The sequence below is a fragment of the Pseudochelatococcus sp. G4_1912 genome, from assembly GCF_047501465.1.
Lineage (GTDB): Bacteria > Pseudomonadota > Alphaproteobacteria > Rhizobiales > Beijerinckiaceae > Pseudochelatococcus.
Genome location: NZ_JAZDRL010000001.1, coordinates 426,547 through 445,019, shown reverse-complemented (window position 1 = coordinate 445,019; position 18,473 = coordinate 426,547). Strand labels below are relative to the sequence as shown.

At 54.0% G+C, this 18,473-nt stretch carries 19 protein-coding genes; 7 read left to right on the top strand and 12 right to left on the bottom strand.

Going from position 1 to position 18,473, the window contains the following annotated elements:
• Positions 1-5 precede the first annotated feature (5 nt).
• Positions 6-1,358 carry a 3-phosphoshikimate 1-carboxyvinyltransferase gene (gene aroA / locus VRZ32_RS02100; protein ID WP_414523783.1) on the bottom strand — a complete coding sequence of 451 codons (1,353 nt, stop codon included), beginning with the start codon at positions 1,356-1,358 and terminating at the stop codon, positions 6-8.
• A gap of 197 nt (positions 1,359-1,555) precedes the next feature.
• On the opposite strand from aroA, the gene VRZ32_RS02095 reads away from it, so the two are divergent.
• The 4 genes from VRZ32_RS02095 to VRZ32_RS02080 are packed head-to-tail and all read left to right on the top strand — an operon-like array spanning position 1,556 to position 4,890.
• Positions 1,556-2,788, top strand: coding sequence for an argininosuccinate synthase (locus tag VRZ32_RS02095; RefSeq protein ID WP_414523782.1), 1,233 nt, complete (start codon positions 1,556-1,558; stop codon positions 2,786-2,788).
• A 5-nt stretch (positions 2,789-2,793) separates the two neighbouring features.
• Positions 2,794-3,660, top strand: a complete 867-nt coding sequence (locus tag VRZ32_RS02090; protein WP_414523780.1) for a YgfZ/GcvT domain-containing protein — start codon at positions 2,794-2,796, stop codon at positions 3,658-3,660.
• Positions 3,657-4,283 (top strand): DNA-3-methyladenine glycosylase I, encoded by a 627-nt coding sequence (locus tag VRZ32_RS02085; RefSeq protein ID WP_414523779.1) that lies wholly within the window; start codon positions 3,657-3,659, stop codon positions 4,281-4,283. The genes VRZ32_RS02090 and VRZ32_RS02085 overlap by 4 nt, the downstream gene beginning before the upstream one ends.
• Position 4,284: 1 nt before the next feature.
• The gene (locus tag VRZ32_RS02080; RefSeq protein ID WP_414523777.1) at positions 4,285-4,890 is read left to right on the top strand and encodes a hydrolase; all 606 of its coding nucleotides are present in this window, start codon (positions 4,285-4,287) and stop codon (positions 4,888-4,890) included.
• Here the strand turns inward: VRZ32_RS02080 and VRZ32_RS02075 are convergent.
• The 5 genes from VRZ32_RS02075 to VRZ32_RS02055 form a co-directional block, all read right to left on the bottom strand.
• Complete coding sequence (locus VRZ32_RS02075; RefSeq protein ID WP_414523776.1) at positions 4,868-5,680, bottom strand: TrmH family RNA methyltransferase; 813 nt, start codon at positions 5,678-5,680, stop codon at positions 4,868-4,870. The genes VRZ32_RS02080 and VRZ32_RS02075 overlap by 23 nt on opposite strands.
• Entirely contained in the window at positions 5,680-7,494 is a 1,815-nt protein-coding gene (locus VRZ32_RS02070; RefSeq protein ID WP_414523774.1) for an ABC-F family ATP-binding cassette domain-containing protein, read from the bottom strand. Before VRZ32_RS02070 ends, VRZ32_RS02075 begins: the two co-directional genes overlap by 1 nt.
• An 81-nt stretch (positions 7,495-7,575) precedes the next feature.
• Entirely contained in the window at positions 7,576-8,214 is a 639-nt protein-coding gene (locus tag VRZ32_RS02065; RefSeq protein WP_414523773.1) for a hypothetical protein, read from the bottom strand.
• Positions 8,211-8,834, bottom strand: coding sequence for a DUF1214 domain-containing protein (locus tag VRZ32_RS02060; RefSeq protein ID WP_414523772.1), 624 nt, complete (start codon positions 8,832-8,834; stop codon positions 8,211-8,213). The genes VRZ32_RS02065 and VRZ32_RS02060 overlap by 4 nt, the downstream gene beginning before the upstream one ends.
• Positions 8,835-8,881: 47 nt before the next feature.
• Positions 8,882-11,161 carry a transglycosylase domain-containing protein gene (locus VRZ32_RS02055; RefSeq protein WP_414523771.1) on the bottom strand — a complete coding sequence of 760 codons (2,280 nt, stop codon included), beginning with the start codon at positions 11,159-11,161 and terminating at the stop codon, positions 8,882-8,884.
• A gap of 200 nt (positions 11,162-11,361) precedes the next feature.
• On the opposite strand from VRZ32_RS02055, the gene VRZ32_RS02050 reads away from it, so the two are divergent.
• Positions 11,362-11,886, top strand: a complete 525-nt coding sequence (locus VRZ32_RS02050; RefSeq protein WP_414523770.1) for a YcgN family cysteine cluster protein — start codon at positions 11,362-11,364, stop codon at positions 11,884-11,886.
• Positions 11,887-11,889: 3 nt separating this feature from the next.
• Here the strand turns inward: VRZ32_RS02050 and VRZ32_RS02045 are convergent, their stop codons facing one another.
• Complete coding sequence (locus tag VRZ32_RS02045) at positions 11,890-12,405, bottom strand: VOC family protein (protein WP_414523769.1); 516 nt, start codon at positions 12,403-12,405, stop codon at positions 11,890-11,892.
• Between the two features lie 98 nt (positions 12,406-12,503).
• Complete coding sequence (locus VRZ32_RS02040; protein ID WP_414523768.1) at positions 12,504-12,905, bottom strand: DoxX family protein; 402 nt, start codon at positions 12,903-12,905, stop codon at positions 12,504-12,506.
• Positions 12,906-13,095: 190 nt separating this feature from the next.
• On the opposite strand from VRZ32_RS02040, the gene VRZ32_RS02035 reads away from it, so the two are divergent.
• Positions 13,096-14,013, top strand: coding sequence for a LysR family transcriptional regulator (locus VRZ32_RS02035; protein ID WP_414523767.1), 918 nt, complete (start codon positions 13,096-13,098; stop codon positions 14,011-14,013).
• A 2-nt stretch (positions 14,014-14,015) separates the two neighbouring features.
• Here the strand turns inward: VRZ32_RS02035 and VRZ32_RS02030 are convergent, their stop codons facing one another.
• The 3 genes from VRZ32_RS02030 to VRZ32_RS02020 form a co-directional block, all read right to left on the bottom strand.
• Positions 14,016-14,357 (bottom strand): DUF1491 family protein, encoded by a 342-nt coding sequence (locus tag VRZ32_RS02030; RefSeq protein ID WP_414523766.1) that lies wholly within the window; start codon positions 14,355-14,357, stop codon positions 14,016-14,018.
• 233 nt (positions 14,358-14,590) lie between these two features.
• On the bottom strand, positions 14,591-14,848 hold the full coding sequence (locus VRZ32_RS02025; RefSeq protein ID WP_414523765.1) for a hypothetical protein: 258 nt from the start codon (positions 14,846-14,848) through the stop codon (positions 14,591-14,593).
• Positions 14,849-15,402: 554 nt separating this feature from the next.
• Positions 15,403-16,941, bottom strand: a complete 1,539-nt coding sequence (locus VRZ32_RS02020) for a YifB family Mg chelatase-like AAA ATPase (RefSeq protein ID WP_414523764.1) — start codon at positions 16,939-16,941, stop codon at positions 15,403-15,405.
• 355 nt (positions 16,942-17,296) lie between these two features.
• Between VRZ32_RS02020 and VRZ32_RS02015 the strand changes: the two genes are divergently transcribed.
• Entirely contained in the window at positions 17,297-17,821 is a 525-nt protein-coding gene (locus VRZ32_RS02015) for a Spy/CpxP family protein refolding chaperone (RefSeq protein ID WP_414523763.1), read from the top strand.
• A 102-nt stretch (positions 17,822-17,923) separates the two neighbouring features.
• On the opposite strand, the gene VRZ32_RS02010 is transcribed toward VRZ32_RS02015, so the two are convergent.
• Positions 17,924-18,349: a universal stress protein gene (locus tag VRZ32_RS02010; protein WP_414523762.1), complete on the bottom strand. Its 426-nt coding sequence runs from the start codon at positions 18,347-18,349 to the stop codon at positions 17,924-17,926.
• Positions 18,350-18,473 lie beyond the last annotated feature (124 nt).

Sequence of the window (18,473 nt, the reverse complement as noted above, 5' to 3'; positions counted from 1 at the left end):
TTGCCTTATCGCTCTTCAACAACATCACCGCCAAGGCCGCGCATCAACGGGATAAATGACGGAAAACTCGTCGCAATCATAGCACCGTCATCAACCCGCATGCCCTCACGCGCGGCAAGGCCCAGCACCAGAAATGCCATAGCAATACGGTGATCAAGATATGTCGCGGCTTCACCACCACCACGCACGATGCCGTTTTGGCCAGTCACAATCAGATCATCACCTTCAATGCGCACAGCAACCCCCGCTGCAACCAAACCATCAGCCACCGCTTGCAGACGATCCGATTCCTTGACACGCAGCTCATGGAGACCACGCATCCGCGTTTCTCCCGCAGCAAAAGCAGCTGCAACCGCGAGAATGGGATATTCATCAATCATGGAAGGCGCACGTTCAGCAGGAACGTCAACGCCTTTCAATGCACCAGCCCGCACACGCAAATCTGCAATGGTTTCGCCACCTTCCTCGCGCGGGTTGAGCTCTTCAATATCCGCCCCCATCTCGCGCAGCGTTGTAAACAGGCCGGTGCGCAAAGGGTTTGTCATTACGCTTTCCAGCACGATCTCTGATCCCGGCACCAATAACGCCGCAACCAGTGGAAATGCCGCCGAAGACGGATCGGCCGGCACTACGATATCGCTCGCCTTCAGTTCCGGCTGACCTGTGAGCGTAATGCGTCGGCCATATGGACCATGCGACTCAACCAACACCTCCGCCCCGAAATGGCGCAGCAGACGCTCCGTATGATCGCGCGAAGCCTCGTTCTCAATAACCGTTGTCTTACCCGGCGCATTCAATCCTGCCAGAAGCACGGCAGATTTTATTTGCGCTGATGGCACAGGCGTTTCGTACACGATCGGCACGGCTTCACGCGGCCCACGAATCGTCATCGGCAGTCGCCCGCCCGCTTCTTCCGAAATCACCTCAGCGCCCATCTTGATCAATGGATCAACAATGCGGCGCATCGGCCGCTTGCGCAGCGAAGCATCGCCATCAAATGTCGCGGTAATCGGATGGCCGGCAACCACCCCCATCGTAAGCCGGGAACCAGTGCCAGCATTACCGAAATCGAGAACGCTTGCCGGCTCCTGCAATCCGCCGACGCCAACGCCGATGACGCGCCAATCCCCTTCACCCACACGGGTCGCAACACCGCCCAGCGCGCGAACAGCATCGGCAGTGCGCAGCACATCCTCACCTTCCAGCAAGCCGGTGACGCGGGTTTCACCAATCGCCAGCAAGCCAAACAGCAGGGCGCGATGCGAGATTGATTTATCACCGGGAACCCGCACCCGGCCTTTCAACGCAGATGAAGGACGCGCGACAACAGGAACGGGGATGGGATGCGAAGCAGACATGATCGGCATTCCTTGAACGAAAGCAGATAAAGATACCTTTAGCCTCCTAGCAGAGGTTGCTGCAAAGGTCATCCTGCCATATGTCATACTCGATACGATAACCTGTATGCACTTTGATGGGTTGCGCGCTGCGCCACGGTTACTATAGTCGCGTTGACTGCGGGCCGGTGTGTGTCGCCCGCCCAATGGACCAGACGATGACAGACAAGCGCGTGAAAAAAGTAGTGCTCGCCTATTCCGGCGGCCTCGATACCTCCATCATCCTCAAGTGGCTTCAGACCAACTACCAGGCCGAAGTGGTGACCTTCACCGCCGATCTCGGCCAGGGCGAAGAGCTGGAACCCGCACGCCAGAAGGCGATGCTGCTCGGCATCAAGCCGGAAAACATCTTCATCGAAGACCTGCGCGAAGAATTCGTGCGCGATTATGTCTTCCCGATGTTCCGCGCCAACGCACAGTATGAGGGCCTGTACCTCCTCGGCACCTCAATTGCTCGGCCGCTGATCGCCAAGAAGCAGATCGAAATCGCAGAGCGCGTAGGCGCAGATGCAGTTTCGCATGGCGCAACCGGCAAGGGTAACGATCAGGTGCGCTTCGAGCTTGGCTATTATGCGCTCAAGCCCGATGTCACGGTGATTGCGCCTTGGCGCGAGTGGGATCTGACCTCGCGCACCAAGCTCATCGAGTTTGCTGAGCAGAATCAAATTCCGATTGCCAAGGACAAGCGCGGCGATGCACCGTTCTCTGTTGACGCCAACCTGCTGCACACTTCATCTGAGGGCAAGGTGCTGGAAGATCCAGCTGATGAAGTGCCAGAATACGTATTCTCACGCTCGGTCTCGCCAGAGGCTGCACCCGATACGCCGACGTATATCACGATCGACTTTGAAAAGGGCGATCCCGTTGCTATCAATGGTGAAAAGCTATCGCCCGCAACACTTCTCACCAAGCTCAATGAGCTGGGCGGCGCCAATGGTATCGGCCGTCTTGATCTCGTCGAGAACCGCTTCGTAGGCATGAAGTCACGGGGTATGTACGAGACCCCCGGTGGCACGATCCTGTGGTATGCGCACCGCGCAATCGAGCAGGTCACGCTCGACCGTGGCGCAGCGCATCTCAAGGATGAGCTGATGCCCAAGTATGCCGAGCTGATTTACAACGGCTTCTGGTTCTCGCCAGAGCGTGAGCTGCTGCAGAAGCTGATCGATGCCAGCCAGGAGTTCGTCACCGGCCAAGTGCGCCTGAAGCTCTATAAGGGCGGCGTGCATATTGTGGGACGTGAAAGCCCCTATTCGCTCTATGATCAGGACCTCGTAACGTTTGAAGACGGTGCGGTTGCCTACGATCATCGTGATGCCCAAGGCTTCATTCGTCTGAATGCACTGCGTCTACGCACGCTCGCGCAGCGTAAGCGCAAACACGGGCTCTAAGCACCATGCCACAGGCTTACCTTGCAGATCGGGGTGTCGTGAAAGTGGCGGGGGATGATGCCCGTCATTTCCTGCATAACCTCGTCACCAGCGATGTCGAAACCCTCACGCCCGGTGAAGCGCGCTGGTTCGGGCTGCTGACGCCGCAAGGCAAGATCCTGTTTGACGGGCTAGCCATCGCCGTGCCGGATACGCATGGCGGTGGCTATCTATTGGATGTTGCACATGATCAGGCTGAGGCGCTGACTAAACGTCTTGGTTTTTATAAATTACGCGCCAAGGTCATCGTGGAAAACCTCTCCGATGCGATGGGCGTTGGCGTTGTCTGGGGCGGTGATAGCGCGCCTAGCGATCTCGGCATTACCTATATTGATCCGCGCCTTGCAGAGCTCGGCACCCGCATTATTTCGGAACGGGACCGCCTTGCAACGCTGGGGGATAATCCTGATGCTTGGCATAAGCACCGGATCCATCTGGGTGTGCCAGAAGGCGGCAAGGACTTTGCCTGGAGTGATGCCTTCCCGCATGAAGTGCTGATGGACCAATTACAGGGCGTGGCGTTCGATAAGGGCTGCTATGTCGGGCAGGAAGTCGTCTCGCGCATGCATCACCGCGCCACTGCACGCACGCGCATTGTGCCTGTAACCTTTACAGCAACTGCACCTGCAAGCGGCACTGAAGTTGTTGCGGGCGGTAAAACGCTTGGCACCATTGGTTCGGTTGGTGAAGGACGCGCGCTTGCAACCTTGCGACTTGATCGCGTAAGCGATGCGCTTACAGCGGGTCTGCCAATTACGGCTGATGATATTCCGCTTCAATTAGAAAAGCCTGCGTTTATTCGCTTTGCCTTTCCAGGTGAGCCCACATTATGACATCTGCTCCTGTTTCCAGCAATTTTGTGCAACTGCACGCGGATGGTAAAACGCGCTGTTTATGGCCCGGTATGGACCCATTTTATGTGGCTTACCACGATGACGAATGGGGCGTACCGGAGTACGACAGCCGAGCGCTGTTTGAGAAGCTCATTCTGGATGGTTTTCAGGCTGGTCTCTCGTGGATCACCATTTTGCGCAAACGCGAAGGTTTTCATCGTGCTTTTGCCAACTTCGATCCTGAAATCATCGCCCGTTTCGATGAAGCCAAGATTGAAGAACTGATGCAGGATACCGGCATCGTGCGTAACCGCGCCAAGATAACCGGCACCATTGTCAGCGCCCGCATCTATCTGAACATGCAAGAGCGTGGCTCGTTCAGCGATTTCATATGGAAGTTCGTTGACGGCCGCCCGCGGATCAACCAGTTCCGCAACCGCGAAGATGTTCCGGCTCAGACAGAACAATCGCTTGCCATGTCAAAAGAGCTCAAAAAGGCAGGTTTCAAGTTCTGCGGCCCCACCATCACCTATGCGTTTATGCAAGCAGTGGGCATGGTCAACGATCATATGGTTGATTGCTGCTGCCACGCAAAATGCGCAGCTCTTGCTTTACGTTCCTGACATGAGATCACGCACACCAAAGCCGCCACGGGTATGGCAACGCATGCTATCGGGCCGTAGACTTGACCTGATCGACCCTTCGCCGATGGATATCGAAATCGAGGACATCGCCCACGGACTTGCAAGGGTTGCACGCTGGAACGGGCAAACGAGCGGTGCGCATATCTTCTCCGTAGCGCAACACACCGTGTTGGTAGAATGCTTTGCTGAGGCCGCAGACCCTGCTCTTACACGCGATTCCCGTCTTTCTGTCCTGCTGCATGACGCTGCAGAATATGTCGTGGGCGATATCATCTCGCCATTCAAGGCCGTGCTGGGCGATGGTTATAGGGATATCGAGAAGCGGCTCTTAGCGGCAATTCACATCCGCTTCGGCTTGCCATCGCAACCGTCCGCCACGTTGACACGTGCCATTAAACGGGCTGATCAAGCCTCTGCTTTTTACGAAGCCACCAGACTTGCGGGCTTCAGCCTGACAGAGGCCACTGGATTCTTCGGTAAGCCAGTGCCGCTACCTCATGGTGCTGAAGCGCTTCTCGCACCATGGGATGCAGAAACCGCTAAAGAACGCTTTCTGGCCAGCTTTAATGCGGCGCTGGATAGCTAACGAGATGATGCAGAGCGATACCACTGGTTGTCGCCACGTTCAATGAATCAAATGTGCCATGCATCGGTATGGATACGGTACGACATCGCGCCAGTATATCATCAGGCAGGCCGGGACCTTCCGTCCCAAGCAATAGCGCCGCACGCCGAGGAGCTTGCAACCCGGAGAGTGTCTCTCTGCCACGCGGGCTTAGCGCTAGCAGGGAAAAGCCTGCACTCTCCAGCATTTCAACCATTGCAAGCGCTGAACCCGCACGAAAAAACGGCACCGTCAAAGCGCCTCCCACGGAGACACGGATTGCCTTACGATAAAGCGGATCGCAAGAGGTATCATCAAGCAGCACGGCAGCAGCACCGAAGGCCGCAGCATTGCGAAAAATACCGCCGGCATTGTCGTGGTTCGCAAGTCCGACCAGACCAACAATAAGAGAATTCTCAGGTAACTGGCGCAGAAATGCCACCGGATCTGCAGCTGGCGCACGCAGCCCTACGCCCAGTACACCACGGTGGATGGGAAAACCAGCCACCTGATCCATCACCGCGCGTGCAGCCGTATAAACCGGCACATGATCAGGCACCGCTGCAAGCAAGTCACCTAGCAATGGCAAACGTTTATCAAGAATGAACAGTGATTCAATGCTATGCAATGGCTGTCGCAGCAACACGCTGAGCACCGTCTCACCCTCCGCGATAAAGCGCCCTCCGTGCCCGATCAGGTCGCGCTCCCGGATATTCACATAAGCAGCGACACGCGGATCATCCGGAGATTCAATCAGGATTGTGGAGCGCATCAGCCCTCCAGCTCCTCGCGCAGCATCTCCAGTCGCAACCACTCCTCTTCGGATGCGGCGCGATCTTCTTCAGCACGTGCAAGGAGAGCATTAGCCTTTTCAAACTTGGCCGGCTCGCGCGTGTAAAGTTCGGGATCGGCCAGCAGCGTCTGCAACTTGGCAATGTCGCGTTCCAACGCTGCAATGCGATCAGGCAGAGTTTCCAGCGCATGCTTTTCCTTGAAGGACAGCTTACGCTTATTTTCAGACGCGACAGAAGGGGCGGAGGAAGAAACAGTCTTGGGCTTTTCGCTCTTCTCAGACTTGTCAGACACGCGCGCAGTAACACCTTCACCGCGTTGATTGAGCATATCTGAATAGCCACCAGCATAAACCTGCCAACGCCCCTTCCCCTCAAACACCACCACGGCATTGACGGTACGATCGAGAAAGTCACGATCATGACTTACAAGAATGACAGTGCCAGGATAATCGGCAATCGTCTCTTCAAGCAGATCGAGTGTTTCAAGATCAAGATCGTTGGTGGGCTCATCGAGGATCAGAAAGTTCGATGGCAGAGACAGCGCCCGCGCCAATGTCAGCCTACCCCGCTCTCCGCCAGAGAGAACAGAAACAGGCGTGTTGATCTGATCGGGCGAGAACAAGAAGTCCTTCATATAGCTGGCAACATGCTTCACCGTACCGCCCACGCTCACCATGTCACCGCCACCGGTGAGGGCCTCTTTAAGCGTGATACCAGGTGCAAGCGTTGCGCGGCGCTGATCGAGAAACGCCATCTGCAGGTTCGCACCAAGGCGGATTGATCCACTATCGGGTGCAAGATCGCCTGTGAGCATATTCAACAGCGTGGTCTTGCCCGCACCATTGGGGCCAACGATACCAATACGGTCATTACGCAAAACACGGATCGAGAAGTCATCCACAATCACCCGCTCGCCGAATGCTTTACGCAGGTTCTTCGCCTCAATGACGAGCTTGCCGGACATCTCGCCCTCAGTCACCGTCATGTTGACGGAGCCTGCAGCACGTTGATGCTCGCGGAAGTCCTTGCGCATGCCCTGCAGCCTGCGCAGCCGCCCTACGTTGCGCTTGCGCCGCGCGGTTACGCCATAGCGCATCCAGTCATTTTCAGCCGCGATGCGTCGTTCAAGCTTATGGCGATCGACCTCTTCCTGCTCCAGCACCTCATCGCGCCAAGCCTCAAAAGCAGCGAAGCTCTTATCCAGACGACGCGCCGTCCCTCGATCCAGCCAGACCGTGGCACGCGAAAGCGTTTCAAGAAAGCGCCGATCATGGCTGATCAGCACAAGAGCCGATTTCATGCTGCGGATTTCATTTTCCAGCCACTCGATCACAGGTAGATCAAGGTGGTTGGTTGGCTCATCGAGCAACAACACATCCGGCTCTGGCGCCAGCACGCGCGCCAATGCAGCACGCCGCGCCTCACCGCCTGAAATCTGCGAGGGGTCTTCCGCACCCGTCAGGCCTAACTGCTCAAGCAGATAGCTTGCTCGGTAAGCGTCATCTCCGGGAGCAAGCCCGGCCTCGACATATGCAAGCGTGGTTGCAAAGCCAGAAAAGTCTGGTTCTTGCGGGAGATAGCGAACCGTTGTGCCAGGTTGCACGAACCGCGTACCGGTATCGGCTGTCACCAATCCCGCTGCAATTTTCAGCAGCGTGGATTTACCGGAGCCATTGCGCCCAACAAGACAAAGGCGTTCGCCTTCTGACACGGACAGTTCCGCGCCTTCAAGAAGAGGCGCGCCGCCAAATGTCAGGTGAATATTCTGAAGTGTAAGAAGAGGAGGAGCCATGCCGCTTCAATAACCGGGATTGACGCCTGACGCCAGAGGCTGCTTGATGCTTCCCGCTATCCTTTAGCACTATTTATACAATTATGAACCGCAACGCAGCGTGGAAGCAACGCCTCGTGCCACATCACGCTGACTGGGCTGTGAAGCCATTACCCGATAAACCGCCAGTCCGTAAGTCACCCCAATGCCATTCTGAACAGGCGCAATCACGCGTATATCTGTTGCATCAGACGGTGAATCAATGGCTTGGTCGGCAGTCAGAATTGTAAGCGCCAGCTCACCTCCCTGCGCCACCTCATCGGTCACAGCATAAATTACCGTACCGCCAGGTCCGTGCAACGAAAGACCGGCAAACCCATCAGGCGTGCGTGCACGTATCCGCTGGGGGCCGCTTGATAAATCAAACCGACAATAAGTTGTGACAAAAGCTGGATCAGGCCATGGCGGGGTAAACCCTTTGCCATCCATGACAACCGTATCTGATAGAAGTGCTTCCAGCGTTTCCTCTGAAAGGCGATTGACCGCATCATTCGAGCCCATAAGCGGTATGGTAAAAATGGTGATGATATGCGCAAGCGCCCCAAGTGTCAGCCCGAGCGCAAGTGTGTACAGGACTGTGGTTGTGAGCCAACGCAAAGCCTGGGTGAGCTGCCAGCGTGGCGCATGCTCTCTGTTAAGGCGCTTGTGTGAGATGAGCTTAAGCGCGCGCGTTTCCGTCATGGGCATGACTGCCTGTCGATCGTTGGCAAGCCGGAAGATTCAACAGCCCCAGTCATGGTGGAAACTGACGTGCCATAAAGACGTAGCATCAGCATCAAGTTTGAGCGCTGTGGTGACATAAGCCAATTTCCTGGCTGCGCCTCAGGCGAGATTACGATTTCAGCTGTGCCATTAAGGTTGCGCAACACCTCATGCGAGGTAAAACCATTTCTACCTGTAGGATTAGGCGGCATCGTGCCATCCGCTTGATAAACCGTTAGTGTCCACGCACGCGATGTGGGAACAGGCCCCCGCACACGATAAGTGCAAGATCCATTAAGCACCCGCCCCGCACTATCGCGGTTTGCTGAAAACGCCAAACCTTCACCCGCCCCCAGAGAGAGCTCCCCGATACGAGAAACCGTAGCCCTGGCATACGGGTCTATTGCCGCAGAGCCAATCTCAGGCCACGCTATCCAGGGGCCGACACGCACAGCACCAAATGGCGGCTCATGTCGGGTCAGATAATAAGCAGTACCTAATCCCATAACAGCAGCAAGTGCGATAGCTGCAACGATGACGAAGACAACACGAACAAAATCAATGCGTAAGAATGACTTTCTAACAAATTGATTTATCATTGGAGTTGCCAAACCCTGTTTCTTTTCCCAACCTGAAAGGCGCTCTATCATGGGCGCATCGGTGGTTGAAGGGGCCCCAATAATTTACGCGCTGCAACACGAAGCAATTCACTGCGATGTTCTATGCCCATTGCAGGATCATCAATGATAGCCTGCTGAATAATCTGCTGATCACGATCCTGCTGATGCATCTGTACGGTTATATCAAGCGGCGTGCGCGATGCTTCGTCAAACAGCACACTCATTCCTTGCAACAAATCATATGATTGCCGTGACAGATTGATATTTGCACTCAGCTCATCACCATTATCTGCCGTAGCATTTGCTGCAATAGCTGGTGAAGCAGGAGTTACGCCTGGTAAAGGACGGATCGTTAATCCGCGATGGGCGGGTTCCATAAACGCCTGCCATATCTGGGCTGGCAATGTACCGCCTGTCATACGATTGGTTGGATGATAATTGTCATTTCCCAGCCAGACACTTGCAACCAGATTACCCGAATATCCCACAAACCATGCATCGCGATAAGCGTTGGTGGTGCCCGTTTTACCTGCAACTGGCACGCCATCGATACGCGCGCGACGCCCCGTCCCTGCTTCCACGACTTGCGTCATCATGCGGTTCATCCCGCCTGCGACATCAGCCGTCAGCACCTGCTCAGGCTTTGCTGTATCCCGCTGGTAACGCCACAATATCTCGCCGTGACCATTGCTTATTTCCATAGCAGCATAAGGCTTTCCACGCATACCGCCATTGGAAAAGACTGCAAAGCCCGCTGCCATATCCAGCACACGCACGCCTTCCGCACCAATTGGCAGCGGCGCTGTATTGCGAAGTTCCGTGGTGATGCCCATCTTGTGGCTCATCTCGATCACCCGCGCTAACCCTTTGCGGGCGTTTCCTTTGCCCATCATCAAGGTCAAGCGCACAGGTGTCGTGTTGATTGACTTCTGCAAAGCTGTCGTCAGCGATACACGCCCAGCATAGCTGCGGCCATAATTGTTAGGGCACCAGTTGCCGATGCATGTAGGACCATCCACGATCATGCTCTCTGGCGTGACAAGACCATCCATCATTGCAGCTGCATAGACAAAAGGCTTGAAAGAGGACCCCGGCTGACGCAACGACCCTGTCGCCCTGTTAAACTGGCTCTCACCATAATCACGGCCACCAACCATGGCGCGCGCAGCTCCATCAGGATCAAGCACTGTAATGGCGCCCTGCTTGACGCCCCAACGCTTACCTTCCTGCCGCAACCCTTCCTCAAGCGCATTCTCAGCCAGATGCTGCACTGACGCATCATGTGGAGTCTTTACGACCAGTACACGCTCACCTTTCAGGGCACCGTCCTGCGCCATGACGCGGATTTCATCAAAGGCCCAATCAAGGTAATAATCCGGGCTGGAATCACGCACACGATCCACCGGCGTTGCCGGGTTGCGACGCGCAATTTCGGCCAGGCCATCGCTGATAAAACCATTAGCAACCATCGTACCCAGCACATCTGAAGCACGGCTACGGGCAGCAGGCAGATTAACATGCGGAGCATATTTAGATGGCGCCTTAAACAAACCAGCCAGCATCGCTGCCTCAGGCAAGGTGATGTCGCGCACTGATTTGCCAAAATAAAACTCAGCCGCCGCAGCAGCCCCAAATGTACCGCCACCCATATAAGCGCGGTCGAGATAAAGCTTTAGAATCTCATTCTTTGTCAGCCGCGACTCCAGCCACAATGACAGGAAGGCCTCATTGATTTTGCGCTGAAGCGAGCGCTCGTTCGTCAAAAACAGGTTCTTGGCAAGCTGCTGGGTGATAGAAGACCCGCCCTGCACGACGCCATCTGCGCGCGCATTGGCTGTAAGTGCCCGGAAGGTACCAATGATATCAATACCAAAATGCTGATAAAAACGCCGATCTTCGGTGGATAGCACAGCCTTGATCAGCACATCCGGAAACTCATCAAGCTCAAGCGAATCGTCATGCAGAATGCCGCGCCGACCAATTTCATTGCCGTATCGATCCAGAAAGGTTACAGCAAAATCGGGCTTCTTGAGCCAATCGTCGTTGGTTTCCTGAAAAGCTGGCTGGGCAAGGGCAAGCAACAGCATGCCTCCTGCAACCGATAAGGTTGCGCCTTCACTAACAATTTCTACCATCACACGGCGCACGCCTGTGACGGCAAGGCGATCCATCTGGGCAGAAATCCGAAGCCAGATTTCACCAAGCCCGGAACCGGCGTTATAGAGGGATGCATCAATCCATGAGTCAGCGGCAAGCGCAGCGCGCTTCAAACGAACAGATAGAGGCACTTTACTATACTTAACCACAGCGGTCGCTCCCTCGCGCGAAGCTGACAACCCTTTATGTGGTAATCTACCTTTGCATTTATCGCAATCGCATCCTGTGCAACAAAGACCGACATCGTTAACCGAAACGAAAATGCATGCAATTGGGCCTTAGTGATCCCCATATCCATGACCCAGGTCGTTCAATTCAATTTCTTACACTCTGCTTATGAGGGATTACCTTGAGCTCATCAGAAAAACCGTTCTGGAAGACAAAAAAACTTGAAGAAATGTCTGCACAGGAATGGGAATCACTTTGTGATGGCTGCGGCCGCTGCTGCCTCGTCAAGCTGGAAGACGAAGATACGAGCCAGATCTATGCAACAGATGTCGTATGCAGGCTTTTTGATGCGGGCACCTGCCAATGCAGCAACTATCCGCAACGCCAGGAAATAGTGCCGGACTGCATCCGCCTGACCCCTGAACAAGTAGCCCAGATAACCTGGTTACCGCCAACCTGCGCCTACAGACTTGTGCGCGAGGGTGCAGATCTGCACTGGTGGCATCCGCTTATTTCCGGCAGCGCCGAGACTGTACACGAAGCAGGCGTTTCAGTCCGTGGGCGCGTATCCGCAAGCGAAGATGACATCCCTCTGGATGACCTGCCCGATCATATTGTGGCATGGCCCATGCAAGCACCAGAAATGCTTGATGTTCCCCTCCCCAGTCGTCAGCGTAAACCCGCCGGCCGGAAGGGTTCGCTGTAAAGTTCAGGTGGCAGAAAGAAGCGATCGCAAATCAAGATGCTCGGTTATCATGGCAAGCTCGCCATTGCGGTTGCGCGGCCATTGCTCTTCCGGACGATCCCAATAAAGCTCGATACCATTTTGATCCGGATCGCGCAGATAAAGCGCCTCGCTCACCCCATGATCACTCGCCCCATCAAGCTCAATTCCTGCCTGCACCAGTCGCCTCAGCGCATCGCCCAGACTGGCGCGGGTGGGATATAGAATTGCAAGATGATAGAGCCCCGTTGCACCAGGTGCCGGTGGGGGGCCGCCTGCACTCTCCCAAGTATTAAGGCCGATATGATGATGGTAACCACCAGCCGAAATAAAAGCTGCGCGATTGCCATAACGTTGAATCAATTCAAAACCCAACACGCCATTGTAAAACGCAAGTGAGCGGTCAAGATCCGCCACCTTGAGATGAACATGGCCAATACGCACGCCTGGATCAATCGGGCGTGGCGTCAGCTGTGGTTCGATCACGGGAAGTTTGCTCATCATACTGGCTTTCACTGTTGCATTACCAATGGTCGCACCGCTGAGAGCCGGACACTCTTATAAAGAAGTGCCCGACAGCCCGTATCATTTACCAGCGCTTACGCTTCACCGCGCTTGCCATCGAGACTCCACGCCCCGGGACCAGCAAAGATCAAATAGAAAAACACGAAAGAGAATAACGCTACCAGCTCGCCACCGTTGAGAATAGGGAAGAAGCTCTTCGCAAAGTGGAACTGGAAATAAGCCACCGCAGCCATGCCAGACAGGAAGAATGCGGCAAGACGCGTATACAAGCCCAAAAGGATCAATGCGCTTCCAACCACCTCGATAACTCCACCTATACCAACCTGTGAAGCCAGCGGCACGTTTGCCAATGATTCAACATAGGGAAACTGGATAAGCTTGGCCAAACCATGCTGAATGAAGAACAGTGCAGCAGCAATACGCAATACAGCCAAGGCCTGCGGGCGGTAGCTATTGAGTTTTGTTGTCAATGACATAAGGCATCTCCTTTAATGGAATAGCAAACCTTCAAGGTCAGGCTCGCGAAGCAGGAATCGCATAATGATTTCATGATTTACTGCGCTTAAATGCAATATCGTCTTTTTCCTTTATGGCGTTAATCACGTCTGTGTGCATAATAATTATAACCTTTGGTGTGAGATAACTTTCAAACGATGGGGTAATCTCGTGCTCGATCGCCTGACAAGCATGAGCGTTTTCACTAAAGTGGTTGCTTCTGGCAGCTTCACGGCGGCTGCGCAGATCTGCGGTTTATCGCAAACCATGGTCACGAAGCACATTGCCGCGCTTGAGCAGAGGCTGGGCACGAAACTTCTCCACCGCACGACACGGCGCCTCACCTTGACAGATGCCGGGCGACGCTTTCATGACGCCTGCATGCGTCTTCTGCCGGAAATAGAAGAAGCTGAGACGGATGCTGGCGCGGGTAATATCGAACCTCACGGCATATTACGGCTAAACGTGCCATTTTCTTTTGGCATCCGGCAGATCGCACCTGCCCTATCCGATTTTCTAGCGGCACATCCACAGCTCGAGATTGAGCTTGGCCTCACTGATCGTGTAGTCGATTTGGTCGAGGAAGGGTGGGATATGGCGGTGCGCATTGGCACTTTGGCGGAATCCCGGCTAATTGCGCGCAAGCTTGCCCCGTGTCGTAACCTGCTATGTGCTTCCCCAGCCTATCTTGAACGCCACGGCATGCCGAAAATAATGAGCGATCTTAGCCATCATAATTGTCTGGGCTACACGTTATCCCAGCGCCTTGGGGCAGATCGCTGGCCGTTTGGTCTTTCAGGCGAGACAGTCCGCGTGTCAGGCAATCTGCGCGTGAACAATGGTGACGTGCTGGTGATTGCAGCAGAAGCTGGACAGGGCATCATCTATCAGCCGACCTTTCTGGTGGGCGATTCTATCCGCGCCGGACGTCTGACAGCAATCACACTTAATCATCCGGTGGTTGAAGTTGGTAACGTCTATGCGGTATTTCCGCATGATCGCAGCCCGCCGGCAAAAGTGCGCGCACTGATCGATTTTCTTGTCACCCGCTTTTCCCCCGCCCCATGGGACCGTGATCTGCCGATCTAACGTTATTCCTTGGCCAGATCGAGAAAATGCCGACCTTCGCGGTCCTCAACATCGACGATCCAGAGATCGGAATCGAACTCGCGCTCCCGTTGCAGTCTGATATTGGCAGCGGCGGCGGTTGGCTCGCGCAATGGAATAAGCGTGAATAATCTCACACCGGTATCTTCATCAGCAAGACTTTGCGGGGCTGGTCCGAAGAGCGCTACAGTACCATCCAGCTTATCAATCTGCACAAAGATGGCCCCTGCATCTTCTGCTCCGCGTTGGCGCAGAACAGCAAATGCTCCCTCAATCGCGCAACGCCGCAGGTAAGCCGCCACCCAAATTCCGCTTTTAAGCCGCATATACCAATCCCCCCAAAACGCGCATTGACATCATATCAACTCGTAGGCTTGTTTTGGTATTATATGCCATAGCAAACACTATGAAGTTCACGCCGCAATGCAGACTACGCTTGAGCTTCGATGATACGCATCAAAAACATTTAAGCCACTTCGACCGCGATGGATTGAAGTGGCTTAACTAGCTGGAGAAGCAAACGCATTCTGACCTGATAGCGTCATCAGGAAAGAGAAAACTAGTGTCGAGGCTTTGAGGAAAAGCACCCTGCTCGTACACGATCTGGCAAGCGCTCAGCAAAATCTGCGACTGCATCCTCACCATAGGTGGTCACAAGTTCATGGAACGCAGCAAAAAGCGCAGCATGTGCGATGCAGTCACCATCAAGTCCATCAAGATGCGCTTCTGCGAAAGCCTCTTTTAAATAATAGAGAGCCGCCCGTTTTTCGTCCATGACCTCATGGATATCGCCAGCTTCGTTATGGTCTATGATCATGCTTGCGCTCTTGAACTGCGTTTGTTGTCCTCAGCCTCTACAATACGACCCCGGCGCCTGCTTCGCCAGCAAGTTATTGCAATGCGGTTAACGCGCATGCGCGCACACAAGATAGCAACACAGCGTTGCAAATCAGCAACCTGGAGCCTTGGAATGGATAATACATAAAATTAAATTCTTCATATATCTAATTGATAAAAAATGATATTATCTAAATCAACGCATGCACACCAACATCATCTAAATAACACGTAACGTTGCTCTTCCCCTCTGAGGACGCACATAGTTGCACACAGGAAATTCACGTAAGTAGGCATTCGAATTCACATGATAAGCGGCATCCGCTTCTGGGTGAATGCAGCTATGCAAGAGTCAGATTGCACCACTATATCAGTGCATGCTCCGGCTCTGCTCGTTCCGCATTTGGAGGACCGCTCCCATCTGGACATCAGCATGGCATCGCGCCATTCAACCGGATAACATCCATCTGCTCTCGCGCCTCTCCTTGCATATTCTGCTTACGAGTTGTGCCAGGGCAAGTGAATGAACGGTGCCTAGCCTACCTGGGCCACACGCCCAATATTGCCGCGATATGATAGAGCCTCTGCTAAATGCAAACGACCAATACGGGCTTCACCATCAAGATCCGCCAGCGTTCGCGCCATGCGCAACACCCGATGATAGCCGCGAGCCGAAAGCCGCATGGATTCGGCAGCTTTATGCAATAAAGCAATGCCAGCGCTATCAGGTTGCGCCACTTCCTCCAGCACCGGCGGTGGACAATGGGCATTGGTCATGCCCTCTTCAAGGCCCAGCTCCTGAAAACGACGCGTCTGTAAATTACGCGCACGCATTACTCTTGCGGCGACGGCGGCAGAATCCTCAGATGCTTGCGGCAAGATCAAATCCGACGCCGTAACAGCCGGCACTTCGATCATAAGGTCGATACGATCAAGCAGCGGGCCAGAAAGACGTGCCTGATATTGCGCCATGCAGCGGTCATTCGGCTGTCGACGACACGCAAAACCCGGTTCTGTTGCATGCCCGCATCGGCACGGATTCATCGCCGCCACGAGTTGAAAACGCGCTGGATAAACCGCACGTCGGTTAGCGCGAGAGATCAGAACCTCCCCTACCTCCATCGGTTGACGCAATCCATCGAGCGTCTGCGGTTGAAACTCTGGTAACTCATCAAGAAAGAGCACGCCATTATGTGCCAGCGATACTTCGCCTGGTCGCGCATGAATACCGCCGCCGACAAGAGCGGCCATAGATGCCGAATGATGTGGCGCACGAAATGGTCGCCGATTTGTCAATGCTCCATCCGCTAAAATTCCTGCCACTGAATGTATCATCGATACTTCAAGCATCTCTCGCGGCGATAAGGGCGGCAGGATAGATGGCAGGCGACTTGCAAGCATGGATTTCCCGCTACCAGGCGGACCATGAAACAGCAGATTGTGATTACCCGCCGCTGCAATCTCCAACGCCCGGCGAGCACTTTCTTGCCCCCGAATGTCCTTAAGATCAGGCATCGCAGCCCCTTCCTGCCCAACGGCAGGAGATGGACACGATAACACTTGCGTGCCCTTTATGTGATTGGCAAGCTGCACAAGCGATATGGGCGCCAGGACATCCAGATCAGCACTAGCCCAAGCCGCTTCAGGCCCTGACTTAGCAGGACAAATCAGCCCAAGCCCTCGCTCAACTGCAGCCATGGCGGCAGGCAATACCCCCGCAACGGGCGCAAGCGTACCATCAAGAGCCAATTCACCAAGCACCATATAGCCAGCAAGAGCATCCACAGGTATGGCGCCAATCGCAGCCATTATTGCCAATGCAATTGGCAAATCATAATGCGATCCCTCTTTCGGGATGTCAGCAGGCGCTAAATTCACTGTGACCCGCTTGGCAGGCATCGCAAGCCCCGACGCCACCAGCGCAGCACGTACACGTTCCCGCGATTCAGCTACCGCTTTATCCGGCAAACCCACAATAGAAAAAGCGACAGCACCAGAAGAAACAAGCACTTGAACATCAACCGGCCGCGCCTCGACACCTTCAAAAGCCACCGTCGCTACACGCGCAACCATATAAAACCCTCAATAAATTATTACCGCAGATAGACTCAATATTATTGCGCAGGCTTAATGCAATCCCCTTTAACAATCAAGAACGTTTCGCAAACAAACATCCCAAATTCCCACTGAAGAAGCAAACACCAAGCATTTCTTAGCGGATGATATTGCAAGGTCGCCAATATAATTAATCTGCATTCACTAATGACTTATAATAATCATTAAAAACAATAAATATAACACTTTTAGAATTAACAAAATCGGCAGAATTGCGGCAAGATCATTAATAAAATTTAAGTTGAATATTTAATTTCAAAATACTAGCCTCACTTATCTTGCAACAAAGCATGACATGAAAGGATCCATCAAAATGAAGAAGATCATTATAGCTGCCTCAGCGGCCATGCTTTTTGTTGGTGTAACGCCTGCAATTTCACAAATGAAAACCCATGATAAGGCCAGCGAAGAGAGTGCAGATGCAGAACAGCGCAGCACCTCACGCTTCAGCGCTGAAGATCGCGCCGCTTTTACGGCAGCCCGTATTGCTGCAATTAAGGCCGGGCTTGAGCTAAAGCCAGATCAGGAGCAGCATTGGGCTGCGCTTGAAACAGCTGTACGCGCTATGGCGGACGAGCGGGCAGAGCAATGGGCAGAACGGCGCGAAAAACGTGGTGAACGCACCCGTCCTGATGCCTTGGAAATGCTCAGCAATATGGCAGAAAACATGCGCACCCGTTCCGACCGCCTCACAAAATTTGTCGAAGCTGCAAAACCACTGTTTGATAGCCTTGATGACGCTCAAAAACGACGCTTCGCAATTCTGCTACGCGAAAGCCTGGGCATTGGTGATCGGCCCGGCATGCCGTGGATGCACAATCGCTTCAACATGCCATAATTCAGCAGCCTGACTAAGCAAGCGAGACTTGAATTGCCTCGCTTGCTTTCGCGCTCAAGCGTGAATGCAAGGCAAAAAGCGTGTTATGAAAGAGACGCCCAATCAATTACGCAGTACCAGCACCGAACATGTTGCGTGGCGCACAATTGTAGCCGCATTAGAACCGAGCAAATAGGTCGACATACCCGGCTGATGCGATGAGACGACAATAAGATCCGCCCCAATCTCGGATGCCTCTTCTAGCACTTCATTATAAACGGAGCCCAACCGTATAACGGTGGACACGCGCTCAGGAGGCAGGGGAACAGATTTTGCAACCTCTGCCATTTCCTCTGACATTTGCTGCGTTTGCTCCTCATCAAACGTGGGCGGCACAAACTCCACGAAAGATACAGGCATGATTGAGCGCACATGAACAAGCCGAACAGTCCCGCCAGACTCCCTCGCTAAAGCGGCGGCCTGCGCTACCGCTTTGCGTGCAATATCGAGATCAGCAAGATCAATGGGAACGACTATTTTCTTAAACATGGTTGCCCTCCTCAGCTTTAGAAACAAGAGCGGCTTGCAACACAGCTTGTAATCCCCTCCGTATGCAAACCGCACATCAAATTCGCAATTCTGCACCCGCCTGCTTTGGCGCCTATCTTGCTCT